Raw genomic sequence first — 13,839 nt, forward strand, 5'->3', positions numbered from 1 at the left:
GAGGTCGCCGGGCGCGGGTGCGTCGTCGCCGGGCGCGGGTGCGCGTTCGTTGCTCGGGCTGTTGAGCGTGCCCCTAGGTTTCCCGCACATTCGGAAGGGCCCCGTACCTCCTCGGGTACGGGGCCCTTCCGCGTCCGGAACCGGTGGGTTACCCGAGCAGACCGCCCACCAGGCCCGGCTGGCCCGAGGACGAGGAGCCGCCGGAGCTGCTCGTGCCGCCCGAGGACGAGCCCCCGCTGGACGTGCCGCCGGTGCTGGTCGGGCCGGCCGTCGTGCTGGGGGCGCCGCCCGTCGGGGAGGACTGGCGCGGCGGGATCTGGCCCGTGGTGCCCTGGGTCTGGGTGGGCGTCGTGGTCGTACCGCCGGCGGTGTGCGTGGCGCCCGGGGTCGTCGCCGCGCCGGACGGGCTGGCGCCGGCCGTGGGCGAGGTGGAGGCCGCCGGGCTCTTGCTGTGCCGCTTGCCGGGGTCCTGCGGGAGCGGGGAGCCCGGCAGGTTGTTGCGGGGGGCCTCGCCGGGTCCGGGGACGACGACGCGGCTGGAGTCGCGTACGGCGCCACCGAGCAGCGAGCCGACGAGCAGGGTGACGCCGACGGTGATGGCCGTGAGGAGCGCGCCGCGGCGCAGGACGTAGCGGCGCAGGTGCCAGATGTCGGCGCGGGGGCCGAGGCGGCGCCAGGCACCGGCGGCGAGGCGGCCGTCCACGGAGTAGACGGGGGCGCCCGCGATGATCAGCGGCGACCAGGCGGCCAGGTAGATGATGTCGGGGGCGTCGTAGGCGGGGACCGTCTTCCAGCTGACGGTGACGATCAGCGCCGCGGACAGGAGCGCGCCGACGACCGCGGCCACGCGCTGCCAGCAGCCGAGGATGGTCAGCACGCCGACCACCACCTGGAGGAAGGCGATGACGAGGCCGGAGCCGACCGGGTGGTGCAGGGCGAACTGGCGCAGCGGCTCGGCGACGTCCCAGGGGTGCAGGGTGTTGAGCCACTTGACCATGGAGCCGCGCTTGCCGCCGTCGAAGTAGACGGGGTCGCACAGCTTGCCCATGCCGGCGTAGATGGAGATGAAGCCGAGGAAGATGCGGAGCGGGAGGAGGACGACGCCGAGGTTCATCCGGCGGCCGGGGTAGTAGGCGTGCCGGGCCGGGTCGTCCGCGTGGCGGCGGGCGGGGCGCGGGGCGTCGGGGTCGGCGGCGTCCGGGTACGGGTCGTAGTCCTCGTATCCGTCGTATCCGTCGTCCGCGTAGGGGGGTTCGTCGTAGGCGCCGCCGACCGGGCGCATGGAAGGCAGCAGGCGGGTGTCGTCGGGGGCGGTGCGCTGGTGGCCGACGACCGGGGTCTCGACGGTCTGGTCCAGCTCGTCGTAGGTGCGGTCGTAGGTGTCGGCGTAGCCGGTCTCCACACGCGGGATGACCTGGGTGGCGCCGGCCTCGGGCTCCTCGGTGTGGCGGACGCTGCTGCCCCGCACGGCCTGGAGGAGCCGGTGGGCGCCGGTGTCGTCGGGGGCGGACCTGCCGCTCCACACGACGGGGCGGCGGCGGCCGGCGGCGACGGCGCCCGCCCGGCCCGCCGTGCCCACGACGGGCATCCGGGCGGAGTCCTGGACGGCGCTCGGATACCGGGCGATCCGCGGGGATCGGGTGCGCGTGGCCGACGCGCCCAGCTGCACGCGGAAGCTGGCGTGATTGACGATCACCTGCGCCGGATCGCTCGGCACCTTCACCATGCTCAGCGCGGGAGCGTCGTCGGGTCCGGACTGGAATCCCGACGAGCGTTCCCCCGTGGGTGTGCGGGGTGTTCTGGTGTCCACACTCATCTAACCGAGTGACGTGGAGTTAGGACACTGTTCTGACCGGGCGGATGTGTCCGGACCCCGTCAAAGTCGGCCCTAGCGCCACATGGACGCCGAAATTACCCCGCACGGGTGAGGTATCGGACGGGTGTTCAGCTCCGGCGGCGTGCCGCTTCGTAGAGCACGACGCCCGCCGCGACACCGGCGTTGAGGGACTCCGCGCCGCCCGGCATCGGGATGCGCACCCGGACGTCGCAGGTCTCGCCGACCAGGCGGGACAGGCCCTTGCCCTCGCTGCCGACCACGATGACGACCGGACCGTCGAGGGCTTCCAGATCGCCGAGTTCGACCTCGCCGTCGGCGGCGAGCCCGACGACCGTGAGGCCGGCCTTCTTGTACGACTCCAGGGCGCGCGTGAGGTTGGTGGCGCGGGCCACCGGAGTGCGGGCGGCGGTGCCCGCGGAGGTCTTCCAGGCGCCGGCGGTCATCCCGGCCGAGCGGCGCTCGGGCACGACCACGCCGTGGCCGCCGAAGGCGGAGACGGAGCGGACGACCGCGCCCAGGTTGCGCGGGTCGGTGACGCCGTCGAGAGCGACGATCAGCGGGTCCTCGCCCTCGTCGGCCGCCGCGTCGAGCAGGTCCTCGGTGTGCGCGTACTCGTACGGCGGGACCTGCAGGACCAGGCCCTGGTGGTTGAGGCCGTTGGTCATGCGGTCCAGCTCGGGGCGCGGGGCCTCCATCAGGTTGATGTTGCCGCGCTCGGCCGCGAGCTGGAGGGCCTCGCGGACCCGCTCGTCGTTGTCGATGAACTGCTGGACGTAGAGCGTGGAGGCGGGGACGCCCTCACGCAGCGCCTCGACCACCGGGTTGCGGCCGACGACCAGCTCGGAGGCGGACCTGCCGCCGCCCCGGCGCTGCTGCGTGCGGCCCTGGGCGCGGCGGGACTTGGCCGCGGCGGCGCGCTGCTTGACGTGGCCCTTGCGCATCTCGGCGGGCGGGGTCGGGCCCTTGCCCTCGAGGCCCCGGCGCCGCTTGCCGCCGCTGCCGACCTGCGCGCCCTTCTTGCCGGACATGCGGCGGTTGTTCGCGGCCATGACCTACCTGTTCTCTACGGAAATCGCTACGGAAACGCGTGTGCGTGCGTCTGTTACGTCTATGCAGTGTGCCGCCCGGGGGGCCGGGCGGCACAATCGATCAAGGCCCGGGCTACCGGGCCCCGAGGGTCCAGCGGGGTCCTTGCGGGCTGTCCTCGATGACCAGGCCCGACTGGTTGAGCTGGTCGCGGATGGCGTCGGCGGTGGCCCAGTCCTTGCGGGCGCGGGCGGACTCGCGCTGGTCCAGGACGAGCCGGACCAGGCTGTCGACCACCCCGTGCAGGTCCTCGCCCTGCTCGGAGTCGCCCGCCCAGTGCCCGTCGAGCGGGTCGAGGCCGAGGACGCCGAGCATGGCCCGCACCTCTGCCAGGCGGGCCACGGCGGCCTCCTTGTCGTCGGCGGCCAGCGCGCTGTTGCCCTGCCGGACGGTGGTGTGCACGACCGCGAGGGCCTGCGGCACGCCCAGGTCGTCGTCCATCGCCTCGGCGAACGCGGGCGGCACCTCGGCGGCCGGGTCGACGCTCTTGCCGGCCAGCTCGGTGACCCGCTGCACGAAGCCCTCGATCCGCGCGAACGCCGCCTCCGCCTCGCGCAGCGACTCCTCGCTGTACTCGATCATCGACCGGTAGTGCGGGGTGCCCAGGTAGTAGCGCAGCACGATGGGGCGCCACTGCTTGACCATCTCCGACACGAGCACGCTGTTGCCGAGCGACTTGGACATCTTGTCGCCGGCCATGGTGACCCAGGCGTTGTGCACCCAGTACCGGGCGAAGTCGTCGCCGTAGGCCTTGGCCTGGGCGATCTCGTTCTCGTGATGCGGGAAGATCAGGTCCAGGCCGCCGCCGTGGATGTCGAACGCGGAGCCCAGGTACTTGTGCGCCATCGCCGAGCACTCCAGGTGCCAGCCGGGGCGGCCCTCGCCCCACGGCGTGGGCCAGGTGGGCTCACCGGGCTTGGCCGCCTTCCACAGGGCGAAGTCCCGCGGGTCCCGCTTGCCCGTCTCGCCCTCGCCGGCGGGCTGGAGCAGGTTGTCCAGCTCCTGCCGGGACAGCTGGAGGTACCGCGGGAAGGACCGCACGTCGAAGTACACGTTGCCGTCGGCCGCGTAGGCGTGCCCGCGCTCGATCAGGCGCTGCATCATCTCGACCATCTCGGTGATGTGGCCGGTGGCCCGCGGCTCGTAGGTGGGCGGCAGGCAGCCCAGAGCGGTGTAGCCCTCGTTGAAGGCGCGCTCGTTGGCGTACCCGATCGACCACCACGGGCGGCCCTGCTCGTGGGCCTTCGCGATGATCTTGTCGTCGATGTCGGTGACGTTCCTGATGAACGTCACCTCATAGCCGCGGTACTCGAACCACCGGCGCATGATGTCGAAGTTCAGCCCCGACCGGATGTGCCCGATGTGCGGTGCCGCCTGCACGGTGGCGCCACAGAGGTAGATCGAGACACAGCCCGGCTTGAGCGGGGTGAAGTCACGGATCTGCCGGGCACTGGTGTCGTACAGGCGAATAGTCACCACTCCAGGGTAGTGGGCGCGACAGGGTGCCTCACGCCCCTTCCCCGCAATGTCGGGCTCAGAGCCGTCCGACGACCTTCCGCGGCTTGATGCGGACGACCACCCGCTGGGCGTCCTTGGCGGCCTCGGGGTTGAACTCCGCGTACTTCTTGCCGGTGTACTTCACGCTCAGTTCGTCGATGAGCTGCGGGCCGCCGTCGGTCGTCATCTCGGCGGTGCCGCGGATCTCGGCGTACTCGTACGGCTGCTCGGGGTTGAGGACGGCGACGGTGACGCGGGGGTCGCGGTCCAGGTTGAGGTACTTGCGGCGGTCGACCGTGGTGGAGAACAGGAGGTCGTCGCCGTCGCGCTTCACCCAGACCGGGGACAGCTGGGGGCTGCCGTCGGGCTGGAGGGTGCCGACGACGATGAACACCTTGCCGTCGAGCACGGACTTGAGCTGGTCGGACAGTACGGCGGACATGGGCACCCTCCGGAGTCCAGGGATCACTGGTGGTCGTGAGGGTACCCTCGCACGCCCCCGGCTCACCCGCACCACGGCGGCCGTCCCTCAGCCCGTGCGGACCACCAGCGCCGTCGCGATCGCCATCAGCCCCTCCTCGCGGCCCGGGAAGCCGAGGCCGTCCGTCGTGGCGCCGGAGACGGAGACGGGCGCGCCGGCGGCCTCGGAGAGGATCTTCTGGGCCTCCTCCCGGCGCTTGCCGATCTTCGGGCGGGGGCCGACCACCTGTACGGCGATGTTGCCGACGGTGAAGCCGGCCTCGCGGACGATCCGGGCGGCCTCGGTCAGCAGGGTCACCCCGGAGGCGCCGGACCACTCGGGGCGGCCGGTGCCGAAGTGCTGCCCCAGGTCACCGAGCCCGGCGGCGGAGAAGAGGGCGTTGCAGGCGGCGTGGGCGACGACGTCCGCGTCGGAGTGTCCGGCCAGCCCGGGTCCCTCGCCCTCCCACTTCAGGCCCGCGCACCACAGCTCGCGGCCCTCCTCGAAGGCGTGGATGTCGGTGCCGACGCCCACCTGCGGCAACAGCGGCTCAGAAGCCATCGTTCAGCCTCCTGCGGGCCAGGACCGCCTCGGCGAGGACCAGGTCGAGGGGCCGGGTGACCTTGAAGGCCTCCTCGTGCCCGGGTACGGCCACGACGGTCAGCCCCAGCTGTTCGACCATGCTCGCGTCGTCCGTGACGTTGTCGGTGACCGTCTCGTGGGCGCGCACCAGGGTGGCCCGGTCGAAGCCCTGCGGTGTCTGGACGGCGCGCAGGCGGGCGCGCTCCGGGGTGGCGACGACCGGTTCGGGGGCGCCGGCCTCGGTGGCGGGCTCCACCTCCTTGACGGTGTCGGCGAGGGGCAGCGCGGGGACGACCGCGGGGGCGCCGTCGCGCACGGCCTCGATGACCGCGTCGACCGTGTCGACCGGGACCAGCGGGCGGGCCGCGTCATGGACGAGGACGATGCCGTACTCGGGGGGCAGGGCGTCCAGGCCGAGCTTGACCGATTCCTGGCGGCTGTCCCCGCCGGGCACGACCAGGAAGTCGGTCCTGCCCAGGCCGCCGCTCGGGCCGCTGCCGGGCAGGGCGTGCGCGTCGAGCAGGGACTTGACCTCGGCGGCGCCGTCCGGCGGGGCCACGACGATCACCAGGGAGACGTGCCGGGACGCGGCGAGCGCGCGGGCGGCGTGGATGAGCATGGGCGTGCCGTTCAGCGCGCGCAGCGCCTTGGGGGCGCCCGGACCGAGGCGCACGCCCCGGCCGGCGGCGGGAATCACGGCGGCGACGGGGGTCTGCGCGGGCGAAGGGCGCGATTCGTCAGACATCGGTTCCTGTCAGGTTTGTGTGCTCGACCTACGTGGGTATGGCCTTCAGGAGTGCCGGGCGCGACGCCTTGACCGGACCCTTTCCGTGACCCTGGTCGAGCCATCCGCCCGGGCCCGGCACATCAAGTATCGGGGGGCCGGTCCACTGGTTTCACGAGGAACACCCGCGTGCGGGTACGGACATGCCGCAGCGCCCGGCGACAGTTAAGTGTCAGCGGGCACCGCGGCATCTCACTGTGTTCGTACTGAGCTTGACGGAGGCGAAGGGTCGCCGCCGTGACGCGTCAGGAGGCGAGCACCTCGTCGAGCAGGGCCTCGGCCTTGTCCTCGTTCGTGTTCTCCGCGAGAGCGAGCTCGCTCACCAGGATCTGGCGGGCCTTGGCAAGCATGCGCTTCTCACCGGCGGAGAGCCCTCGCTCACGCTCGCGGCGCCACAGGTCACGCACGACCTCCGCGACCTTGATGACATCGCCGGAGGCGAGCTTCTCCAGGTTTGCCTTGTAGCGACGGGACCAGTTCGTGGGCTCCTCGGCGTACGGCGCGCGCAGCACCTCGAAGACCCGGTCCAGCCCGTCCTGACCGACCACATCACGCACGCCCACGAACTCAGCATTGTCCGCTGGCACACGTACCGTCAGGTCACCCTGGGCGACCTTCAGCACCAAGTAGGTCTTGTCCACGCCTTTGATCTGGCGAGTTTCGATGGCCTCGATCAGCGCGGCCCCGTGATGGGGATAGACCACGGTGTCGCCAACCTTGAACGTCATGTGACAGGTACCCCTTCCGTGGCTATCCAGGGTAACACGGATACGCCGTCTTCTGAATGGCGTTTTCGCAGGTCAGGGCATATCTCGGGGCTTGACAACTGCGACAGGAACGTGCTGCGAGGGGCCCGGCGAACCGGGAATTCGCAGGTCGGAGGGGCTCTGCGGGCAAGGTGAAACGCGTACGTTACACACTCCGGGAGCCGTCTCCAAGTGGATGAACGTCCCGTTTTGTCCGCTTCCAAGCGTACGACTTCCGCTACTCCGTTCGGTGACGGGAGGCGGATCCGGGCCGTTTCCGGAATTGATCAACGGCTGCCCGGAGGGCGGAGCGTGATCAATATCGGCGGCGATCAGCGGGGGATCACGCATTCCTTCACGGAAATTTTGCGCGCGGTTATGTGAATGCCGGACGGACGCTCGGCAAAGTGACTGCAGGGTCACTTGTGACTGCGGTGACGCAGGGTTCGCGCTACCCCAGCCGGTGGGATGCGGGGCGGTTGGGGAGGGTCGGGTGCGGCGGGCCGGGAACGGCTCGGTAACCTAAGGCCGCTGACAGATCCTTAGGGTGGCTTTATAAGGGGAGCCGCCCGCGCGTTCAAGGAGTTGCCGCCGCCGTGAGCAGCAGCCTTCGACGCGGCGCCCTCGCCGCTTCCGCCATCGTCTTCTCGATCGCCTCGCTCGCCGCCTGTGGCGCCGGCAACAACTCGCAGACCCTGGAAGTCAAGCCGGACAACGCCGCGACCACGGTCGGCAACATCAAGGTCCAGAACGCCCTGGTCATCACCCAGCCCGACCTGAAGTCCACGGGTCCGGCGGTGATCTCCGCGACCCTCTTCAACCAGGGCAGCACGGACGAGACCCTGCAGTCCGTCTCCATCGCGGGCAGCAGCGACAGCATCAAGCTGACCCCGGCCAAGGGCGGCAGCCTGACCGTCCCGGCGCACGGCTCGCTGATCCTCGGCGGCAAGGGGAACGCCTCCGCCGAGCTGCCGGGCGGACGCCAGTCGGTCCAGGACGGCAACGCCCAGAAGATCACCTTCACGTTCAGCAAGACCGGCGCCGTGAGCCTGCGCGCCTTCGTGGTGCCGGCCACCAGCTACTTCGACAAGTGGGGCCCGAGCCAGATCCCGTCCGCCCCGGCGACGGCCTCCCCGGCCCCGGGCGCCACCGCCTCCGGCAGCACCAAGCCGGCCAAGCACGGCAAGGGCAAGGCCACCCCGTCGGCGACCGCGTCCGACACCGCGGGCGGCACCGCGACGGCGGGCGTCGGCGCGACCCCGAGCGACTCCGCGTCCCAGTCGGCCGCCGGCCAGTGAGCGACCGTACGGCCGGCTGAGCACGCCGTACACACGAAGGGCGGCACCCCACCAGGGGGTGCCGCCCTTCGTCGTACAGCTGTCGCGCGGTTATGGCCTACGGCTCGAACTTGTAGCCCAGGCCGCGCACCGTGACCAGGTACCGCGGCGCGCCCGGGTCGGGCTCGATCTTGGCGCGGAGGCGCTTGACGTGGACGTCGAGGGTCTTGGTGTCGCCCACGTAGTCGGCGCCCCAGACCCGGTCGATGAGCTGCATGCGGGTCAGCACGCGGCCGGCGTTGCGCAGGAGCATCTCCAGCAGGTCGAACTCCTTGAGCGGGAGGTCGACCTTGGAACCGGCGACCGTGACCACGTGGCGGTCGACGTCCATGCGGACCGGGCCGGCCTCCAGCGCGGCCGGGGCGACCTCCTCCGGCTCGCCGCGGCGGCGCAGCACGGCGCGGATGCGGGCGACCAGCTCACGGGAGGAGAAGGGCTTGGTGACGTAGTCGTCGGCCCCTATCTCCAGGCCGACGACCTTGTCGATCTCGCTGTCCTTGGCCGTCACCATGATCACGGGGACGTTGGAGCGGCCGCGCAGCTGGCGGCACACCTCCGTGCCGGGCAGGCCCGGCAGCATCAGGTCGAGGAGGACGAGGTCGGCGCCGTTGCGCTCGAACTCGTCGAGTCCGTCGGGGCCCGTGGCCGCCACGGCGACCTCGAAGCCCTCCTTGCGGAGCATGTACGACAGGGCGTCGGAGAAGGACTCCTCGTCCTCGACGACGAGCACTCGGGTCACGGAAGGACCTCCGGGGCGGGAAGCGGTTCGTACGGGGATGGGTCGGGGGCGCCGCCGGCCTCGTCATCGTCGTCGAGGTCGGGGTGCTGTTGTGCGCGGTCGCGGGCCGCACCCGCCTCCGGCAGCCTGAGGGTGAAGGTGGAGCCCTGGCCTTCGGCGCTCCAGACCGTGACCTCCCCGCCGTGCGAGGCGACCACGTGCTTGACGATGGCGAGCCCCAGCCCGGTGCCCCCGGTCTGCCGGGAGCGGGCGGGGTCGACGCGGTAGAAGCGCTCGAAGATGCGCTCCTTGTCCTTGTCGGAGATGCCGATGCCCTGGTCCGTCACGGCGAGCTCGATCATGTCGCCGCCGGGTGCGCCGACCCGGCGGGCGGCTATGCCGACGCGGGTGCGGGCCGGGGAGTAGTTCACGGCGTTCTCGACCAGGTTGCCGAGGGCGGCGGCGAGCTGGCCGCGGTTGCCCCAGACGTGCAGGTCGGCCGCACCGCCCGCCCGTCGCCCAGCACCACCCTGATCGGGCCCGTCGGGCGCGGACACGTTCGTGGCGATGGTGATCTGCTTGGTGCCGGCCTGGTGCCGGCAGCGGTCGATGGCCTCGGCGACCAGCTCGTCCACGCGGACGGGCTCGGCGTCCTCCAGCGGGTCGTCGTTCTGCACCCGGGAGAGGTCGATCAGCTCCTGGACCAGGTTGGTCAGGCGGGTCGCCTCGATCTGCATGCGGCCCGCGAAGCGCTGTACGGCCTCGGGGTCGTCGGAGGCGTCCATGACGGCCTCGGAGAGGAGGGAGAGCGCGCCGACGGGCGTCTTCAGCTCATGGCTGACGTTCGCCACGAAGTCGCGTCGTACGGCCTCGATCCTCCTGGCCTCGGTCAGGTCCTCGACCAGCAGCAGGACCAGGCGGGAGCCGAGCGGGGCCACGCGCGCGGAGACGGCGAGCGCCTCTCCGCGTCCGGTGCCGCGCCGGGGCAGGTCCAGCTCGACCTGCCGTATCTCGCCGTCGCGTCTGGTGTCCCTGGTCATCTGGAGCATGGGCTCCACGGCGAGCTTGCCGCCGCGGACCAGCCCGAGGGCGTAGGCGGCGGAGCTGGCCTTGACGACGGCGTCGGCCTCGTCGAGGACGACGGCCGAGGAACGGAGCACGGACAGCACGGTGTCCACGCCCGGCGGGAGTACGGGGTCAGTGTGCAAGGAAGTCCTGGTCGGTCGCTTCTGGTCGCGTTCGCTCCAACGGAACGCCAGCATGGCGATGACACCGGTGAGCACCCCGGCGATCGCTGCCGCTGCGGCGACCGCCGCGTTCACGTCCATGCCTCAAGGTTAAGCAGGGCCTATGACATCCCCCCAGCCTCCGAGGTGGGACCTCGGACACTCGTCGCCCAGAGTTCACCTTGGGGCCAGTAATGGTTCATTTGGGGTGGCGGAAACGGACGCGTGCGCGGCAGAACGTGGGAGCGTGGGGACCAAGCACACCTATGAGAGGGAACCCTGATGCGGGACGCGTACCACGAGGAACTGGACTCGATCGGCGACGGTCTGGTGGAGATGGCCCGGCTGGTCGGGTCGGCGATCGGGCGCGCCACGACCGCCATCCTGGACGCCGACCTGAAGCTGGCCGAGAGCGTGATCGAGGCGGACCAGAAGGTCGACGAGCTCCAGCACGACCTGGAGGCGCGGGCCATAGCCCTGCTCGCCCGGCAGCAGCCGGTGGCGACCGACCTGCGGATCGTCGTCACCTCGCTGCGCATGTCCGCCGACCTGGAGCGGTCCGGCGACCTCGCCCAGCACGTGGCGAAGCTGGCCCGGCTGCGCTTCCCCGCGCGTGCGGTGCCGAACGACCTGCACGCCACGATCCTGGAGATGGGCCAGCTCGCCCAGCGCCTGATGGCCAAGGCCGCCGAGGTGATCATCACCAAGGACGTCGACCTCGCGTTGCAGCTGGAGCAGGACGACGACGAGATGGACCTGCTGCACCGCACGCTGTTCCAGCACCTGATCGACGAGCGCTGGAAGCACGGCATCGAGACGGCGGTGGACGTCACCCTCCTCGGCCGCTACTACGAGCGGTACGCCGACCACGCCGTCGCCGTCGCCAAGCGGGTCGTCTACCTGGTCACGGGCGAACACGCGGACGAGCTCCAGGCGGACATCCAGCCGGTGACGGGGGTCGAGGGAGCGTAAGCCTGCGGCGCCTGGGCCCGGGGCGCCTCCGCGGCGCGGGTGCCTCCGTGGCGCGGGGCGCGGGGTGCCTCCGTGGCGTGGGGGGGTGGGCCGCGGGCTCCGTGGCGTGGGGGTGGGCCGCGGGCTCCGTGGGGCGGGGCGGGGGCCGTCCCCGGCGTGTGGGCTGCGGGGTGCGTGGGCACTCCGTGACGCGGTGCGTGGGTCGGGGGCGGGCCGTGGGCCGCGGGGCGCGTGGCATCTCCGTGGCGTGGGGCGTGGGCCGCGGGCTCCCTGGGGCGGGACGGGGGCCGCGTGCTCTGTGGGGCGGGGCGGGGGCCGTCCCCGGCGTGTGGGCTGCGGGGCGCCTGGGTGTTCCGTGGCGCGGGGCGCGGTGCGTGGGGCGTGGGTGCCACCGTGGCGCGGGGGGCCGGGGACTCCGTGGGCCGGGCGTGGGCCGTCTCCGACGTGGGGGCTGCGGGACGTGTGGGCTCCGTGAAGGGTGCCTGCGTCGGGCGCGAGGCGTGGGCCGCGGGGCCATTGGGCATCTCCGTGGCGCGGGGGGTGGGCCGCGGAGTGGGTGGGCGCTCCGTGTCGCGGTGCGTGGGCCGGGGGCGCGTGGGCGCCCGTGGCGCGGTGCGTCGGCCGCGGGGGCGCGTGGACGCCTCCGTGCGCCGTTGATGCGCCCAGGGAAACGGGCATGCAATGGGCGAGGGCATCCCTGCCCCAGTGTTTAGGAGGGACCCATGGCCGAATCCCCCAGCACCACGCCCGACCCCACGCGGGAACGCGAGACCGATCAGCCCGCCGAGACCAGGAGCCTCCCGCTGATAGCCGCGTGCGGCTGCGGCTCGGGCTGCGGGTGCGGGTGCCAGTCGGGTGGCCCCTGCCAGTGCGGCTGAGACTCTGAGCCGAACCCGCCGACTGCCGCCGCAGGGCCGGTGTGATTCCGATTCACACCGGCTCTTGGCGTGTACGGCACCCGCTGCGGCGCGTAGCAGTGACCGGGCTACCCGTTCGGCGTCGGCATGCGCGGAACCCGAAGAGAAGTGAAGTGAAGTAGAGAGTAGAGACCCGTGGGCTTCGGCTTCGGTGAAAGGCGCCGGCGCCCGGTACGCGGGTCCGCTCCCGTTCATTCCGCCCAATCGGGCATACGGTGCATACAGCGCTCACGGAGCCGACGCACCTCGCGCCGTGGTCCAACTGCCATGATGACCCCGTGTCACCGAGAATGATGCCTGGTCAGAAGCGTTTGCTGCTCGCCTTCACCCAGTCGGTCAACGCTCCTGCCGAGACTCGGTTGTCGGGTCGCGATGCGCCAAGTCTTCCACACGGGAGGGGCCGTGGCCGCCGCGTTTCGGGAGGGGACAGGATGACAGACGAGTACGTCACATTGGTCTGCGACGACGTGCCCAACGACGTGTTGCTCCTCCACCCCGGTACCTGCCCGCTCGACACAGCCCAGGTCGTACGCCGACTGACCGGGCTGAGCCTCTGGCGTAGCAAGGCGCTCGTGGATCGATCCCCTGTCGTGATCCTCAACCGTATTCCGGCGGAGACCGCCGAGATCGCGGTCGCGGCCCTGCGCGATGCGGGAGGACAGGCAGAGCTGAGGCAGCAGCCGGAATCGCACTCCCCCAGTCCTGTCGCCTGACGGCTCGGTCGAGCAGCTCACGACCCAGAGACGGTCCAGAGGCAGCGAAAAGCCCCCGTCCGGCGGAGAACCGCAGGCAGGGGGCTTGTTCGTGGGCGGTTACTTCTTCTTGCCCTGGTTCTTGACCGCCTCGATGGCCGCTGCGGCCGCCTCGGGGTCGAGGTACTTGCCGCCGGGGGTGGTCGGCTTGAAGTCGGCGTCGAGTTCGTAGTAGAGCGGGATGCCGGTCGGGATGTTCAGGCCCGCGATGTCGGCGTCGGAGATGCCGTCCAGGTGCTTGACCAGGGCGCGCAGCGAGTTGCCGTGGGCGGCGATCAGGACCGTGCGGCCGGTCAGGAGGTCGGGGATGACGGCGTCGAACCAGTACGGCAGCATCCGGTTGACGACGTCCTTGAGGCACTCCGTCCTCGGGCGCAGCTCCGGCGGGAGCGTGGCGTAGCGCGGGTCGTCGAACTGGGAGAACTCCGAGTCCTCGGCGAGCGGCGGCGGCGGGGTGTCGTAGGAGCGGCGCCAGAGCATGAACTGCTCCTCGCCGAACTCGGCCAGCGTGGCCGCCTTGTCCTTGCCCTGGAGGGCGCCGTAGTGGCGCTCGTTCAGCCGCCAGCTGCGGTGGACCGGGATCCAGTGGCGGTCCGCGGCCTCGAGGGCCAGCTGGGCCGTGCGGATCGCGCGCTTCTGCAGGGACGTGTGGACCACGTCCGGGAGAAGGTCGGCGTCCTTCAGGAGCTCGCCACCGCGGACCGCCTCCTTCTCGCCCTTCTCGTTCAGGTTGACGTCCACCCAGCCGGTGAACAGGTTCTTCGCGTTCCACTCGCTCTCGCCATGGCGGAGGAGGATCAGCTTGTACGGTGCGTCGGCCATGGGTCAGAGCGTAATCCACGCGTTCGGGGCATCGCCCCGGCCGACCGGTGGGTGGACCGTCGACGGCGTCTGTTAATCGAGTGGCCTGCGACCGGCCTCGTAT

General features: G+C 71.5%; 13 protein-coding genes. 3 read left to right on the top strand and 10 right to left on the bottom strand.

Annotated elements, in window-relative coordinates:
- Nucleotides 1–148: 148 nt before the first annotated feature.
- The 7 genes from AB0950_RS25835 to AB0950_RS25865 all read right to left on the bottom strand — a co-directional run bounded on the left by AB0950_RS25835 (nucleotide 149) and on the right by AB0950_RS25865 (nucleotide 6,974).
- Nucleotides 149–1,816, bottom strand: coding sequence for a DoxX family protein (locus AB0950_RS25835; protein WP_360575306.1), 1,668 nt, complete (start codon nucleotides 1,814–1,816; stop codon nucleotides 149–151).
- Between the two features lie 128 nt (nucleotides 1,817–1,944).
- Nucleotides 1,945–2,886 (bottom strand): 23S rRNA (guanosine(2251)-2'-O)-methyltransferase RlmB, encoded by a 942-nt coding sequence (rlmB, locus tag AB0950_RS25840; protein ID WP_360160013.1) that lies wholly within the window; start codon nucleotides 2,884–2,886, stop codon nucleotides 1,945–1,947.
- A gap of 112 nt (nucleotides 2,887–2,998) precedes the next feature.
- Nucleotides 2,999–4,399 (bottom strand): cysteine--tRNA ligase, encoded by a 1,401-nt coding sequence (cysS, locus tag AB0950_RS25845; RefSeq protein ID WP_360160014.1) that lies wholly within the window; start codon nucleotides 4,397–4,399, stop codon nucleotides 2,999–3,001.
- A 58-nt stretch (nucleotides 4,400–4,457) separates the two neighbouring features.
- Nucleotides 4,458–4,862, bottom strand: a complete 405-nt coding sequence (locus AB0950_RS25850) for a PPOX class F420-dependent oxidoreductase (protein ID WP_360160015.1) — start codon at nucleotides 4,860–4,862, stop codon at nucleotides 4,458–4,460.
- Between the two features lie 87 nt (nucleotides 4,863–4,949).
- Entirely contained in the window at nucleotides 4,950–5,441 is a 492-nt protein-coding gene (gene ispF / locus AB0950_RS25855) for a 2-C-methyl-D-erythritol 2,4-cyclodiphosphate synthase (RefSeq protein ID WP_360160016.1), read from the bottom strand.
- Nucleotides 5,431–6,207, bottom strand: a complete 777-nt coding sequence (gene ispD / locus AB0950_RS25860; RefSeq protein WP_366779510.1) for a 2-C-methyl-D-erythritol 4-phosphate cytidylyltransferase — start codon at nucleotides 6,205–6,207, stop codon at nucleotides 5,431–5,433. Before ispD ends, ispF begins: the two co-directional genes overlap by 11 nt.
- Nucleotides 6,208–6,491: 284 nt before the next feature.
- A complete protein-coding gene (locus AB0950_RS25865; RefSeq protein ID WP_003953493.1) occupies nucleotides 6,492–6,974 on the bottom strand; it encodes a CarD family transcriptional regulator in 483 nt (160 codons plus the stop codon).
- 614 nt (nucleotides 6,975–7,588) lie between these two features.
- Between AB0950_RS25865 and AB0950_RS25870 the strand changes: the two genes are divergently transcribed.
- Entirely contained in the window at nucleotides 7,589–8,290 is a 702-nt protein-coding gene (locus tag AB0950_RS25870) for a DUF461 domain-containing protein (RefSeq protein WP_366779511.1), read from the top strand.
- Nucleotides 8,291–8,387: 97 nt separating this feature from the next.
- Here the strand turns inward: AB0950_RS25870 and AB0950_RS25875 are convergent, their stop codons facing one another.
- Both AB0950_RS25875 and AB0950_RS25880 read right to left on the bottom strand, forming a co-directional pair.
- Nucleotides 8,388–9,068 (bottom strand): response regulator transcription factor, encoded by a 681-nt coding sequence (locus AB0950_RS25875; RefSeq protein WP_030612283.1) that lies wholly within the window; start codon nucleotides 9,066–9,068, stop codon nucleotides 8,388–8,390.
- On the bottom strand, nucleotides 9,065–10,375 hold the full coding sequence (locus AB0950_RS25880) for an ATP-binding protein (protein ID WP_360160019.1): 1,311 nt from the start codon (nucleotides 10,373–10,375) through the stop codon (nucleotides 9,065–9,067). The genes AB0950_RS25875 and AB0950_RS25880 overlap by 4 nt, the downstream gene beginning before the upstream one ends.
- 180 nt (nucleotides 10,376–10,555) lie before the next feature.
- Here AB0950_RS25880 and phoU point away from each other — a divergent pair, with 180 nt between their 5' ends.
- Complete coding sequence (gene phoU / locus AB0950_RS25885; RefSeq protein ID WP_360160020.1) at nucleotides 10,556–11,245, top strand: phosphate signaling complex protein PhoU; 690 nt, start codon at nucleotides 10,556–10,558, stop codon at nucleotides 11,243–11,245.
- Between the two features lie 1,348 nt (nucleotides 11,246–12,593).
- Nucleotides 12,594–12,875, top strand: coding sequence for a ribosomal protein L7/L12 (locus tag AB0950_RS25890; RefSeq protein ID WP_366779512.1), 282 nt, complete (start codon nucleotides 12,594–12,596; stop codon nucleotides 12,873–12,875).
- A gap of 99 nt (nucleotides 12,876–12,974) precedes the next feature.
- Here the strand turns inward: AB0950_RS25890 and AB0950_RS25895 are convergent, their stop codons facing one another.
- Entirely contained in the window at nucleotides 12,975–13,736 is a 762-nt protein-coding gene (locus AB0950_RS25895; RefSeq protein ID WP_360160022.1) for a phosphoglyceromutase, read from the bottom strand.
- Between the last annotated feature and the right edge of the window lie 103 nt (nucleotides 13,737–13,839).

This window comes from Streptomyces sp. NPDC007189 (assembly GCF_040703635.1).
GTDB lineage: Bacteria > Actinomycetota > Actinomycetes > Streptomycetales > Streptomycetaceae > Streptomyces.

Bases quoted from the DNA above. Each gene is read 5' to 3' on its own strand.
- AB0950_RS25835 (WP_360575306.1), bottom strand. From the start codon at position 1,816: ATGAGTGTGGACACCAGAACACCCCGCACACCCACGGGGGAACGCTCG.
- rlmB (WP_360160013.1), bottom strand. From the start codon at position 2,886: ATGGCCGCGAACAACCGCCGCATGTCCGGCAAGAAGGGCGCGCAGGTC.
- AB0950_RS25850 (WP_360160015.1), bottom strand. From the start codon at position 4,862: ATGTCCGCCGTACTGTCCGACCAGCTCAAGTCCGTGCTCGACGGCAAG.
- ispF (WP_360160016.1), bottom strand. From the start codon at position 5,441: ATGGCTTCTGAGCCGCTGTTGCCGCAGGTGGGCGTCGGCACCGACATC.
- ispD (WP_366779510.1), bottom strand. From the start codon at position 6,207: ATGTCTGACGAATCGCGCCCTTCGCCCGCGCAGACCCCCGTCGCCGCC.
- AB0950_RS25865 (WP_003953493.1), bottom strand. From the start codon at position 6,974: ATGACGTTCAAGGTTGGCGACACCGTGGTCTATCCCCATCACGGGGCC.
- AB0950_RS25880 (WP_360160019.1), bottom strand. From the start codon at position 10,375: ATGGACGTGAACGCGGCGGTCGCCGCAGCGGCAGCGATCGCCGGGGTG.
- phoU (WP_360160020.1), top strand. From the start codon at position 10,556: ATGCGGGACGCGTACCACGAGGAACTGGACTCGATCGGCGACGGTCTG.
- AB0950_RS25890 (WP_366779512.1), top strand. From the start codon at position 12,594: ATGACAGACGAGTACGTCACATTGGTCTGCGACGACGTGCCCAACGAC.
- AB0950_RS25895 (WP_360160022.1), bottom strand. From the start codon at position 13,736: ATGGCCGACGCACCGTACAAGCTGATCCTCCTCCGCCATGGCGAGAGC.